Origin of the sequence: Hymenobacter sp. IS2118, from assembly GCF_000715495.1 — a bacterium.
Taxonomy (GTDB): domain Bacteria; phylum Bacteroidota; class Bacteroidia; order Cytophagales; family Hymenobacteraceae; genus Hymenobacter.
In genome coordinates, this window is the sequence record NZ_JNLX01000193.1 from 45,231 (window position 1) to 57,951 (window position 12,721).

Annotated in this window: 12 protein-coding genes and 1 pseudogene; 5 read left to right on the forward strand and 8 right to left on the reverse strand. The window is 61.7% G+C overall.

Annotation, left to right across the window (positions count from 1 at the left end; genetic code table 11):
- The first annotated feature begins 45 nt into the window (after nucleotides 1-45).
- From GM79_RS21675 to GM79_RS26290, 5 genes and pseudogenes are all read left to right on the forward strand, one after another.
- Nucleotides 46-567: a nuclear transport factor 2 family protein gene (locus GM79_RS21675; RefSeq protein ID WP_035567988.1), complete on the forward strand. Its 522-nt coding sequence runs from the start codon at nucleotides 46-48 to the stop codon at nucleotides 565-567.
- 617 nt (nucleotides 568-1,184) lie between these two features.
- Nucleotides 1,185-1,430 (forward strand): hypothetical protein, encoded by a 246-nt coding sequence (locus tag GM79_RS25865; protein ID WP_200875639.1) that lies wholly within the window; start codon nucleotides 1,185-1,187, stop codon nucleotides 1,428-1,430.
- Nucleotides 1,431-1,532: 102 nt separating this feature from the next.
- Nucleotides 1,533-1,982, forward strand: a complete 450-nt coding sequence (locus tag GM79_RS25870) for a beta-1,3-glucanase family protein (protein WP_081867934.1) — start codon at nucleotides 1,533-1,535, stop codon at nucleotides 1,980-1,982.
- 84 nt (nucleotides 1,983-2,066) lie between these two features.
- Nucleotides 2,067-2,657 (forward strand): annotated as a pseudogene (locus tag GM79_RS26380) (beta-1,3-glucanase family protein).
- A 164-nt stretch (nucleotides 2,658-2,821) separates the two neighbouring features.
- Entirely contained in the window at nucleotides 2,822-3,196 is a 375-nt protein-coding gene (locus tag GM79_RS26290; protein WP_081867935.1) for a suppressor of fused domain protein, read from the forward strand.
- A 57-nt stretch (nucleotides 3,197-3,253) separates the two neighbouring features.
- On the opposite strand, the gene GM79_RS21690 is transcribed toward GM79_RS26290, so the two are convergent.
- From GM79_RS21690 to GM79_RS21725, 8 genes are all read right to left on the reverse strand, one after another.
- The gene (locus tag GM79_RS21690; RefSeq protein WP_035567990.1) at nucleotides 3,254-4,186 is read right to left on the reverse strand and encodes a radical SAM protein; all 933 of its coding nucleotides are present in this window, start codon (nucleotides 4,184-4,186) and stop codon (nucleotides 3,254-3,256) included.
- Between the two features lie 64 nt (nucleotides 4,187-4,250).
- Nucleotides 4,251-4,997, reverse strand: a complete 747-nt coding sequence (locus GM79_RS21695; RefSeq protein WP_035567991.1) for an ABC transporter ATP-binding protein — start codon at nucleotides 4,995-4,997, stop codon at nucleotides 4,251-4,253.
- Nucleotides 4,994-5,647, reverse strand: a complete 654-nt coding sequence (locus GM79_RS21700) for a hypothetical protein (protein ID WP_035567992.1) — start codon at nucleotides 5,645-5,647, stop codon at nucleotides 4,994-4,996. Before GM79_RS21700 ends, GM79_RS21695 begins: the two co-directional genes overlap by 4 nt.
- Entirely contained in the window at nucleotides 5,640-6,260 is a 621-nt protein-coding gene (locus tag GM79_RS21705; protein WP_035567993.1) for a hypothetical protein, read from the reverse strand. Before GM79_RS21705 ends, GM79_RS21700 begins: the two co-directional genes overlap by 8 nt.
- A 105-nt stretch (nucleotides 6,261-6,365) precedes the next feature.
- Entirely contained in the window at nucleotides 6,366-7,130 is a 765-nt protein-coding gene (locus GM79_RS21710; protein WP_035567994.1) for an ABC transporter permease, read from the reverse strand.
- Nucleotides 7,120-7,962 carry an ABC transporter permease subunit gene (locus tag GM79_RS21715; protein WP_035567996.1) on the reverse strand — a complete coding sequence of 281 codons (843 nt, stop codon included), beginning with the start codon at nucleotides 7,960-7,962 and terminating at the stop codon, nucleotides 7,120-7,122. The genes GM79_RS21710 and GM79_RS21715 overlap by 11 nt, the downstream gene beginning before the upstream one ends.
- A 132-nt stretch (nucleotides 7,963-8,094) precedes the next feature.
- A complete protein-coding gene (locus tag GM79_RS21720) occupies nucleotides 8,095-9,306 on the reverse strand; it encodes an ABC transporter substrate-binding protein (protein ID WP_035567997.1) in 1,212 nt (403 codons plus the stop codon).
- Between the two features lie 144 nt (nucleotides 9,307-9,450).
- On the reverse strand, nucleotides 9,451-12,495 hold the full coding sequence (locus GM79_RS21725; protein WP_072008699.1) for a TonB-dependent receptor: 3,045 nt from the start codon (nucleotides 12,493-12,495) through the stop codon (nucleotides 9,451-9,453).
- Nucleotides 12,496-12,721: the final 226 nt, after the last annotated feature.

Consider the following 12,721-nt stretch of genomic DNA (forward strand, 5'->3'; position numbering starts at 1 on the left):
TTGCTGCGTAGATTCACCGTATTTCTCTGACCTGTCCGCCCCGTTATGAAAAGTAAAACAGTAGCCCTCTTCTTATTCCTTGCCTTTGCCGGCAGCACAGCTCACGGCCAAAGTGGCGCACACAGTACCAAGCCCAACACACGCCGGCCAACCACCGGAGCCGTAGTTCCAAAGCCAGCTGCGAAGGATGAGCTGTACCAAACGGTAGCCAAGCTAGACGCGGAAATGTTCGCCGCCTTCAACGCCCACGACGTGGACAAGCTTATGTCCTACTTCGCCGACAACGTGGAATTTTACCACGACAAAGGCGGCCTGGCCGATTTCGCCCAAACCAAGCAAGGCTTCGCCCGCATGTTCGCCCAAAGCCCCGACATCACCCGCACGCTGGTGCCCGGCACCCTGGAAGTGTATCCCGTGAAAGACTACGGGGCCATGCACATCGCCACGCAGCGCTTCTGCCACGTCGAAAACGGCCGCGAGGACTGCGGCAACTCCAAGTTCGTGATGGTCTGGCAGCAGCAAGCCGAAAGCTGGAGAATTACGCGCGTCGTGAGCTATGACCATTAGCCGGGCCGCGCCAAGGCCCTATTCACAAACCGAAATTTCCGTTGGCAAAGCGGGTTGCGGGGACGGTACTGCAGGCTAAAATCACTCTGGCGAAGCTGGCCTAAATTGAATTATTACTGCTTTTTGTTATATCTGGAAAGGCCGCGCTGGCCCGACCATTTTCAACGCGCGCGCCTCACTGACAAACCGGCAAAAAAACGTCATAAAACTGATTGTTTTTTTAAGTGCAGCAAGGCTATTCTCATCGGGCCGGGAAGAATCGCAAGGAGGGAAGAAGGGCCTCAGTAGGCCGGGCAGCAACCGCTTTAAAGAGTTGTGCGCTAAGCGTGCAAAAACTCCCGCAAACGATTTTCTCACAATGCCGGAGCGCTTTTTTCTGGACTAAAGCCCCCTATCTTGCGTCTCGAAGTACTGGCCCGGCCAGCCCGCTGCCAGCCATTTTGAGCCCCAAATCCCGGATGCCGCCGCAGCCTGCCGCTGCTACTGCTTACTGCTTGGGCAAGATGCTTTTTTTGATGCCTGCACCTGCCTTTCCGCTCCCGTCACCGTCCCTGGAAGCGGCATTTTTTCTACACTTTCTACACTATGAAAAAAGTACACTTTTCTCAGTGCTCGCCGTGTTGCTTGCGACGCTGCTACTGCCGCTTCGGGGCTGGGCTCAGGGGCCGATTCTGTTCACCATCGCCAATAACTCGCCCTTCGCCAACACCGACCTGTATGTAGCCGTGGTGGGCATCGACGCGGCTACCGGCAACCACATTTTGGTGAACCCGCGCACAAACGCCAGCCTGCCCATATCCATGTCGTTCAACACGGTGCTGGGGCCTACTTATAACGGCGCCATAGGACCGGGGGGGAACTAGCGCTACGCCAATTGCTTCACCTGGCTCAGTGACATTGCCAACCGCACCTTCAACCTGCCGCAGATTGCCGGCTGCCAAATGTTCATCTAGCGCGGGCAGCAGCTGTACTTCTATTTATACGGAGCGTCCGGGGCACTATCGGGCTGCTCCAGGCCCAACGCTCACAACCCTAATGCCCACAACCGGGGCATTCTTTACGAAATTATTAATCTAACCAACAATAAGTCCTACTTTTTCAGCAACACGACGCGGGTTGAGTCCTGTAAATACCCGATGGGCTTGGAGCTTTTTGGCGCTGGCTACCAACAGCGCACCGGCGAACTGAAAAACCACGCCGACGTGCAGGCCGCCTTCCGCGCCAACGTGCCCGCCGAATTCCAGGGCAACCGGAACAACACGACGGGCAAAATCACCTTTCCCTCCAAAACCCCGGCCTTTGCCGACGGCACCAACGGCACCGCGCCCGGCCCCTATCCAATTTTACCTGGGCTCGCACATCGACGCCATATGGAGCAAATTCACCAACTAGGACCTTATTTTCTTTACCGGTAACACAGGCGTGTTTGAGGGCCGCGTGAGCGGTGGGCACCTTACGATGGTGGCGAGTTGGGAGCCTACGCTGACCACACGGGCATTGTGGCGGCCAAACCCACCACGCAGGAGGCTTTTGAAGGAAAGAGCGTGCTCAACCGACAGTTGGGCGACGGCGACAGCGACCTCGTGGTGCAGGCCCAACTCACGGCGGCCATGAACCGCCACGTGATGAACACCACCGCCAACCCCGGCCAGCAAAAATGGTCCGATGCCTCCCAGTATTATCTGGCCGCACCGGCCAGATAATACGCACGATTCTGGCACCTGCTGGGCATCAGCGTCGACCAACAGTCCCACGTCTTTGCCTACGACGACGTGAACGACCAGTCGGCGACGCTGCAAACGCCGCGGCCGACCAAGGTGATTGCCACCTTTGGGTGCTACGCTGGCGCTGCTCCGCCACTGGCTACCGGCGTGGCCACCATGTACAAGGATTGCAGCTACACCGGCACCGCTGTGGCCCTGCCCGCCGACGACCACAACTTGGGGGCTCTGCAAAGCTGCGGCATCCTCAACGACGACATCTTGTCGCTGCGCGAGAACAGCGGCTACGAAGTGGGGCTCTACGAAAACGACAACTTCGGCGGCACGGCGCTCACGGTAGGCGCGACCGATTCAAGGGCGATGCCGTGAACGTGGACGCCCTGCTGCCCGGCCTGTACACGCTAGAAGTGGTGGCGCAGGGCCAACGCGCCATTATCCGCCGCTTTTTGAAATAGCCGCGAGCGGGCATTTACAGAAAAAGGCGACCCGACTGGGCCGCATTTTTCGTTAGGTTTGCGACTGAATGGTCACTGATGCTACGCAGTGCGCTCGTAAACCTCAACCCCTGTGGGAGAGAGGGACTAGCTTTAATTACTAGAAACCTGACTTTTAGAAGGCAAAAACCAGGTCTCCCTCTCCTAGGGAGAGGGGGCTATGCCCCGAATTTTGCCAAAGATACCGCGCTGGGCTGTATGCTGCTGCTCATGTCGCCCAACCTGCCCGAGGAATTCCAAACCCTGGTTCTCAGCCGCGAAAAAACGGTGCAGTTCTACACGCTCTGCCCCATCTACCCCGAGGAAATGCACTTGAAAATGGACCAAGGCGCCGACATTCTCCTTGACCGCTTCGACGAGTACGGTATCACCGACATCGTGGACCTGGACCGGCCCAACGTAGCGCTAGCGTAAGCAGTTGCTGGTTGTCAGTCACCAGATAATGTACTGACTAACAACTAGCAACTAGTATCAGGCGAGTGCGGCCAGCGGCAGCATAGGTCCTTCAAAGTGCTGCTCAAAAAACTCGTCGCACCACCGACATACGTTCTGTAAGTCCTCGCCGCGGGCCAGGGCGTGGGCCTCGCTCACGCCGATGGACTCGCCCATTTTCCAGGGGTCGCCCTCGTTCAGGCGCTGCATAATTTCGGATTGGGAAGCGCGGAGCAGCACGTCGGCCACTTTCTCCTTGCGGGCGTCGCCAAGTGGGAATTTGGTGCCGGGGCAGCAGGGGTTGATTTTCCAGAGCTGAATGCTGATTTCCTGGGGCAGCTCGGTGCCGCCCAAAAAGCCTTTGGCCCCCGACAGGATGGCGCAGAAGTTGTGGCTGGGGTCGCGCAGCCAGATGTCTTTTTCCAGGGCGCGGCCCCTGGCCCAGTTGCCGCCCAGCCACATGTCCTCGGTGGCGCCCCAGTAGCCCCAGCTCAGCGGGTTTTCGGCCAGGTAGTCTTCCCGGTTGATGAGCGGGTCGTGGTCGTCGCCGTTTACACCGCGGCTTTCGAAGAGGTCGGCCAGGGTCATGAGCCGGCTACCCGCCGCTTTGTGGTAGCGGTCGATGCTGGCAATATCGAAGCGCGTGACGCCTTTTTCAATCAGCAAATCGAGGATTTCGGGCGTGAGCAGGTCGCCGTTGGTTTGCAGCATCACCTGGGTGCGGCCCTGGTATTTCTCCTGAATGGCATCCAGAATCAGGTACAGCTTAGCGCGGTCAGCAATGGGTTCGCCGCCGGAAAGAATCAGCCGGTCAATGCTATCGGGCAGATTTCGTACGATACGCAGGCAGTCCTGGGCGCTGATGCGGGTGCCCTGCGGCCCGGAGCTGTTATAGCAATGGTCGCATTTGTCGTTGCAGAGTTGGGTAAATACCCAGTAAACGGACTCGCAGTGGTTGAAATCGGTTTTCATTGAATAACATTAATGGCAATCGGAACACCATGCTAAGCTTGTTGAAGCATGACGCTCTGACGTTCTAGGGAGTCAAAACCGCCGTTTGCTGAATGTTCTCCCAAAAAGACAGCTCAGCCTGGATATTGGTGCGCGGGTCCTGAATAAACTCGCGCACCGATGCGAACGTGCTGAGGACGCCCCGGTCAAGGTAGCCGAAGCGGGTGCCCACGGTGAGGGCCTCGCGGCTGTCGTGCGTCACGAAGAGGGACGTAATCTGGTGCTGCCGGCTCACCCGCAGAAACAGCTGCTGCATGTCGGCCCGCGTCTGGGCATCGAGGTTGCCGAAGGGCTCGTCGAGCAGCAGCAGACGCGGCCGGATGATGAGGGCGCGACCAAACGACACCCGCTGCCGCTGCCCGCCCGAGAGCTGGTGCGGCGCCTTTTGCGCGTGTTCGGCCAGGTCCAGCTCGGCTAGCAGCGTGCGCACCTGCGCGTCGGCCACCGCACGGGGCACTTTGCGGATGCGCAGGCCAAAAGCCACGTTCTCAAACACGCTCAGGTGCGGAAACAGCAGCGGCTCCTGGTAGAGGTACACCATCTGGCGCTCGTTGGGCGGCACGGGCAGCAGGTTTTCGCCCTGCAAAAGCACGGTGCCGGCATCGGGCGTTTCGAGGCCGGCCAGGATTTTCAGCAGCGTGGTTTTGCCGCAGCCCGAGCGGCCCAGTACCGCCAGCACCTCGCCCTCGGCCAGGCCAAAGGCAATGTCGCGCAGCACCGGCTGCCCGTCAAACTGCTTGGTGAGGCCATTTACTCGCAACAAGTCACTCATACCAGTGCCCCTTCGCCGTACGCGGCGGCATCGATAGTCATGCGGTCGGGCGTGGGGCGCACGCCGCTCAGCCACTCGGTGAGGCGGTCCACGTAGTTGTCCAGGTGCGTGATTTGCTGCACGCCGTGCTCCACGATGGGGTCGAGGGTGGTGGCCAGCAAAGTGCCGCCGTACTGTTGGGTTTGCCAGGTGATGACGTCGCCCCCGGCGTTGGTCTGGAGGATTTCGGCCGCCTCAGGCACGCGGGTATACACGCCGTGGGTGTGCCAACAGGCCTGACGCGGGGTGAGGCCCTGGTATACCGGGTGGTCGTAATTGGTATCGGATACGGGCGGCTTGGTGGGGTCCGTCACCCACCAGTAGTTGTTCACCGGACGGTCTTCCCACTGCGCATCGAGCCAGGCCGTAGACGAGTCGCCTTCCAGAAACACCTTTTTGCCGGCGGCCAGGAAGTCGTAAATGATGTCCTTTTTCTCGGTCAGCACCGCCTGGTTCGACTGGAAGGGGATGGCCAGCGCGTCGAGGTCGGCCACGGCTGCGGCCGTGAGGTCGTGCACGTAAAGCAGCTCGTACAAGTCGCGGTATTTGGGGGCCGTAGCCATGGCGTAGTGCGACCACACCCCGTTGAAAATCAGTCCAATCTTAGCCATGAGCGGGAACGGTTGAAGTGGAAAGCAAGTGAATAAAGTTACGGTATAGCGCCACCAGCGCGCTGTCGGCTTTGCCGGAATAGGTGACGTCGGCCAGCGGGCCGCTGGCCGTGAGCAGCATCCGGCCGTTGGTGCTCACCTCGTCGAGCACCACGATGGCCCGCTGCCAGGTATCGGCCAGCAGCACCTCGGCCCCCGGCGCGGCCTGAATGTAGCCGCAGGACCACCAGCCGCTCATGCCGTGCGAGAAATTCAGCTGGTCGAGGTCGATGTTTTGAAGCAGGCCGTGGCGGTCGGGGCCGGGCAGGTAGCGCACGTCCAGCGTGCGGCGGGAGTTGTCCATCAGCCACTGGTTGCCGGGCACCCAGGCCGTGAAAAAGCCGTCGCAGCACACCAGCGCCTTGCCTTCGTCCAGAAAAGCCCGCACCTTATCCTTAATTTTGAGCATGGCCACGTGGTCGGAGCCGTTGGGCACCACCAGCAGGTCGTAAGGCGTCAGGTCGGGGTTGAAGTCTTTGGTGATGAGGCAGATGGTGTAGCGCACCAGCTCATTCGAAACGTAGTATTTTTCGAGCCCCTGGAGGCCATTGGAAATAAGCAGGGCTTGGAGCATGGGCGGTTGTTTGGAGGTGTTCGGTATTGGTGATGCTTCGACAAGCGGACGCCGGATGGGCATGACGTTCCAACTGCATCCTTAAACACATACGGGTAAAAGCACTTATTCAGTCTTCCGCAGCAGCGCATTCTTGTTGGCCCACAGCAGCAGCGTCGGCGGCAGCAGCAGCAGCAGCGAGGCCACCGCCGCCAGCTGGGCATTGGCTTCGCCTACATACGTAAATACCTGCACCGTGAGCGTGCGCACCTTGCCCACGCTCAGCAGGTTGGTCAGGCCAAAGTCAAACCATGCCAGCAGAAACGTCTGGAACAGGGCCGTGCGCAGCAGCGGCCACGCCAGCGGCAGCAGCACCTGCCAAAGCGCCTGCCGGGCCGTGCACCCCAACGTGCGGGCCAGCTGCTCGTATTCGCGGGCCTGCTGCGTCCAGAAGCTGCGCAGCAGCAGCGTGGCGAAGGGCACGGCAATAAGCAGCAGCCCCAGCAGTACCCCGCCCACCGAGCCGGATAGGTGCAGCCGGATAATAAAGGGCTGAATGAGCACCGCCAGCAGCACCGGCGGCAGCGCATATGGCAAGTAGCTCAGGGCTTCCCAGCGGCCCGGCCGGACCGCGCGGGTGATGGCCCGCGCCAATGCAAAGCCCGCAATTGTGGCCACCACAGCCACCACACTCGCCAGCAGCACGCTGCGGCCCAGTCCGGCCAGCAGCTCATTGTCGGCCGCCACCAGGTCGCGCAGCGCGCCCAGCGAGTACGCGGCCGGCAGCGCGGCCGGGAAGCGCCAGGCGGGCGCCACCGCCAGCAACGCCAGCAGCACGAACGGCAGGGCAAACAACAGGGCGAGCAGCGTGGTAAGGAGCTTAGAGCGCATGGCGACGAGTCAAACGGGTAAGCACCAGAATCAGCCCCAACAGTCCCACGGCCACGAGGAAGCCCGCCAGGTAAGCGGCCGGCAGCTCGCGCAAATCGAAGCGCTGCAGGCGGGTGGCGATGTACACCGAGAGCATTTGGGGGTAGGGCCGGCCCAGCAGCAGCGGGATGTCGTAGGCCCCGAGCGTGGCAATGCCACTGAGCAGCAGCGTGGGAGCGGCCCGGCGCAGCAGCACCGGCACGGCCACCCGCCACCGAAACTGACCCGGCGTAGCCCCCAGCGTCTGGGCCAGCTGGCGGTAGTCGGCCAGACGGCTTTCCTGATAAATAGCTTGAAAGAGCAGCGTGAGAAACGGAAACAGCAGCAGCACATGCGCCCCAATGATGCCCACGCCCGCCGCATCCTGCACTAGCTCGGGAAAGCCTTCGACACTATGCGTAAGGCCCAGCCCAAAGCTGAGGCGCGAGAGCCAGCCGGCCCGGCTCAGCAATTGAAACAGGTAGAAACCCATCACCAGCGAGGGCATGAGCAGCGGCACGTAGAGCAATGTCGGAAACGGCCGACGGCGGAGCGTGCCCTGTGCCCCCAGCACCAGCGCGAGGGCCAACGCCACGGCCAGCGTCAGCGAAACACTGGCAATCCAGAAACTGAACAGCGCCGATTTCAGCAGGCCCGCATCGGCCCCCAGCGCCTGCCAATGGCGGCCGGTGAAGCCGGTGGCCAGCGGTCCGGCCAGCCCCACACTGCCCAGCAGCGCATAGCCGAGCCCGGCCAGCGGCAGGCCGGCCACCAGCAGGGCGTAGCATAGCAAGAGCCAGTTGCGGGGTTTCATGGGTTTTGAGGAAAGAACGTCATGCTGAGCCTGTCGAAGCATCTCTACCGCTTCGTTGAGCGGTAGAATTACTATTGCGGTAGAGATGCTTCGGCTTCGCTCAGCATGACGGTTTGTGGTACGAAAACCCGCTCACCGCTCAATCACTTGCGTCCGAAAATCCTTAAACAGCCGGGTCATGTATTCGGGGTCGGGCTCCATGAGGGCGAGGTCCTGGATGGCTTCGCGCTTGGGGGCGTAGCGGCGCGAGGGCAGTTGCACAAACTGCTGGCGTTGGGCGGGCGGCAGGGCAGCCAGGCTCAGCACGGTATGGTCGCCCCACACGTTGGGGTCCATTTTTTTGAGCTGGGCCTCGGGCGAAATCAGGAAGTTGATGGCCAGCATGGCGGCTTCCGGGTGCTGGGCGCCTTTCACGATGCCCAGGTAGTGCGAGTTCTGGATGGTGCCGGGCTGGGGCACGTAGGCGCGGGCGGTGGCCGGAAATACGCCCTGGTTCACCTTGTTGTCCACCTCGGCGTCATTATTGGAGAAGGTGAAGGCCACCTCGCCGTTGGCAAAGAGCTGGTGCAGGGGCGCGAGCTGCTCAGGAAACGTCTGGCCCTGCTTCCAGAAGTAAGGCCGGCTGGCATTCACCTGCTTCCACAGCTCACCCGACCACTTATTATACACCGCCTCATCAAACTTGCCCTGGAACAGCCTGGGGTCGCCCGACAGCGCAATCATCCACGATTTGAGCAGGGTCATGCCCGTAAACTCGTTCGGAATGGTGAACTGGCCGGGGTGGGCTTTCACAAAAGCCGGCAGCTCGGCAAACGACTTCGGCGGACTGGCCACCCGCGCCGAATCGTAGATAAACGTCATCTGCACGTTGCCCCAGGGGCATTCCATGCCCGCCACCGGCTGCTGGAAATCGGTATTGATGAACGGGTTTTGCAGGTCGAGGAAACGGGCGTTGGGCAGCTTCTCCACAAACGGACCCAGCAGGGCATCGACCTGGCGGAGCTGGTAGAAAGTTTCCCCGTTTATCCAGGCAATATCGACTTCGCTGGGCTGGCCGGCCTGCTGCTCGGCGGCCAGCGTTTGGGCCAGGCCCGCGCCCTGGCCGGCCGAAATCTGCAGGTCGATATCGTAGCGGCGCTTCAGCTCGGGCTTCACGTAGGCACTCATGTACTTGTTGATGAGCGGGTCGCCCATCCACATCTGCATGCTCACCGGCTGGCCTTTGCCAGTGGCCTCAATTTGCGGCCACGTCTGGGCCAGGGTCTGCTGCGGGGTGCGGGCGGGCTGGTTGTCGCAGCCGGCCAGCAGGGTGGCGGCGGTGAGGAGCGGGAGGAAGTTTTTCATGGGACATAGTAACCCCACCCCAACCCCTCCCCTCCGGGAGAGGGGCTCTAATTCTAATTTCTAGTTTCTAGTTTACGTATCTAGAAGCTAAGATTAGAGCCCCTCTCCCGGAGGGGAGGGGTTGGGGTGGGGTGAATGGGGTATTTACAGCGCGTAGCGCAACCCGAACTGGAACTGACGCGGCGCGCTGGCATTGCGCCGGATGATGCCCGAATTGGCCGCGCCGGTCTGAATCTGGTTGCTTTGCGTGGCGTTGTTGGCGTAGCCGCTCAGGTTCTGGGTGTTGAGCACGTTGAACACGTCGGCGGTCAATTCCAGGCGGCTGGTGGCCTGGCCGAAACGGAACGTGTACTGCGCGCCCAGGTCAAACGTCTTCGACCAGGGCAGGCGGTCGGAGTTGCGGCCCTCGCCGGGGAAGCGGTCGGCGTTGCCCAGGTAAGCGGTGCTGAACGAGCTGCCGTCGCCATTCAGGTCGTTGGTCGTCTTCGGGCTGCCATCTTCATTAAACTCGCCCACGATGGGGTAAGCCCCCGTGACGCGGTTGATGGGCTGGCCGCTTTGCAGCAAAGTCGCCAGCGTGAAGCGCAGGCTGCTGATGGGGTAGTAGCTGCCGATGGCGTTGATAACGTGCGTGCGGTCGTTGATGGAATTGGCGAATTCGGAGCCGTAGTTGTTGCCGTCGGCAGCGCGAAAGTTCACGTCCTCGGTGTCGTTTTTCAGGTTCGAGAGCGTGTAGGAAACCCGGTAGCCGTACTTATCGTCGGCCGCGTCCTTCTGCAGGTTGAAGCTGGCGGCCAGGTAGCGCGAGCGGCCTTCCGATTCGGTCAGCACCACGCTGCGGGCCACGCCCCGCACTATCTGGCCGTTGATGACGGCGTAGGAGCCCGTGGCATCGGTTACGATGGGCACCGGGCGGGTGGCGTCGGCTTGCGTTGTCGTGCGTACCACCACGTTGTTGGGGTCCGAAACGGGGTATTCCGACACGCCGTTCACGTTGCGCAGCCGCAACAGGTCGGAGGAGCGGTTGTACATGGCATCCACGTAAAACAGCGTTTTGCTGCTCACCTGGTACTGATAGCCCAGCGTGGCCTGCCGCGAGTAAGGGTTCTGGTAGCCGTTGGGATTCAGAATGCGGCGCTCGCCTCCAAATGCGGTGGCCCGCTGCCCTTGCAGGCTGGCCGCCGGAGGCCCTTGCAGGTACGTAATGCCGCTCGTGAACCCGGCGCCCTGATTGCCGTCGAACGTAACGCGGTCCACGTTGGTGTTGGCCGGCAGGGCGCCCACCCGCACCAGCTCGCGGAGCTGGGTTTTATAGTCGGCCGAGTTGGTATTGGCGCCCAGGGCGTCGCTGTACACGGTGTACAGGATTTTGTCGTAGAACAAGCCGTAGCCGCCGCGCAAGGCGCTGCGGTCGGTGAGTTGCAGGTTGAAATTGGCGCGGGGCGCCACGTTGTTGCGGTCGCCATTGGCCGCGCCGCCCTTCGAAAGGTTGTCGTAGTCGTAGCGCAAGCCCAGGGTCAGGTTCAGGCGCTCGGTCACGGCCACCTGGTCTTCGAGGTAAACGTTGTACAGGTTTTGGGTGGTGCCGAAGGAGGCCGGGCGCAGCTCCACACCGTAGTTCAGCACCTGCACATTGCCGGGAATATCATTGATGCTCAGCCCCGTGCCCAGGTTGCGGCTGCGAAGCTCGTTGAGCTGCGCCAGGCTGAGCTGCACGCTGTAGCTGCCGTTGGGGTTGCCGCCGCCAAAGAGCGAGTGTTCGGTGCTGATGAGGCCGAAACCGCCCTTAAACGTGTTGCGGCCCTTGAGCAGCGTGAATTTTTGCTGGGCCTGCCAGGTGCTCTGGTGCGAGTCGAACAAGTAGCCGGGGTGGCCCAGCACGGCCACGGTCTGGATTACGGCCGGAACCGGGCCCACGGCTTCCTGGGTCACGGCGTTCACCGTCACGTCGGGGCTGTTGGGGTTGTCGGCGTTGGCGTAGTTCCAGCGGAAGCGGGCGTACTGCACGTCGGTCTGGGAGGTGAAATTCTGGCCCACGTACACGTTTTGGGTGGCGATGTTCAGCGAGTTGCGGTCCTGCTGGTTGCCGGTCGAGGGGAAGGCCACGCCGCCATCCAGCCCACCGCCCTGGCGCTCAATGTTCACGATGCCCACGTTGGCCCGCAGCGACGAGCGGAACCGTTCCGTCCAGCGCTGGTCGAGCTTGCCCGAGAGGTAGGTGAAGCGGTTCTGGCCCTGCACGGTGGCGTTCACGCCCAGCGCGGGCGAAGTCAGCGCATTGTCTTTAAAATCGAAGGTCTGCTCGGCGTTCAGGTAAAAAAACGTCTTGTCCTTCACCAGCGCGCCGCCCACGCCGAAGCCGAACTGCTGGCGCTGAAAGCCGTTTTTAACCTGGTTTCCCGAAATGTCGCGTTGCGCGAAATCGGTCTTGCCATCAATGCTCGGGCCGGGCCGGGTGAGGTAAAACACCTCCGCCGCAAGGTCGTTGGAACCCGATTTGGTGGTCACGTTCACGATGCCGTTGGCCGAGTTGCCGAACTCGGTGGAGAAGTTGTTGGTGAGCACGCTCACATTCTGGGCAAAGCCCACCGGAATGGCGAAACGCTGCCCGCCGAGGAAGTTCTCGTTGTTGTCCAGCCCGTCAATCAGATAGTTGGTATACAAGCCATTGGCCCCGTTGATGCTCACATTGGGCGCTTCGGTGAAGAAGCCGGTGGCCAGCGTTACGTTGGGCAGGCGGTAGAGGGCGCGGGTGATGTCGCGGGCCTCAATGGGAATCTCGCGCAGCTCGCGGGCCGAGAGCTGGGAGGCCACCTCCGCGTTCTGGGTGTTGATGGTGGTGGCGTTGTTAGGAGCCCGCACCACCACGCCATCCAGCGTTTGGGCGCTGAGGTTGGGCAGCACCAGCGTCACGCTGGGGCTGGAGTTGGCGCGCAGCACCAGGTTGGCTTCGCGCACGGCCTGGTACTTGTCGCTCACCGTGGTGCTCACGGCGTAGCTGCCGGCCGTGCTCAGGCCCCGGAATCGGGCTTTGCCCTGGGCATCGGTGGGCTGTGCGGTACTGAAGCCGATGGCGGCGTTATCGAGCTGCACTGGCAGGCCCACAACGGGCCGGCGGGCATTGTCCTGCACCGTCACCACCAAATCGACCTGGGCCCAGGCTGGCAGCCCGGACAACAGCAAGCCCATGACAAGGGCTAGAATCGGAAAAAATCTCTTCATAAAATCACTGAAAGCAAGCTAAAACGAAACACAAGGACCAGCCGGCACGGACGGTTCCTGCCCACAGACAGCCCCGTCCGGCGCCGAACCGGCAATTCCCGGAAGTTTTAGCAGGCTGGGGGCCCCCGGTGGGGGCGGGCGGCCACGGGGCAGCGCCGGGCGGCCAGCCGGGCGCCGGACCGGGCCAAGCACC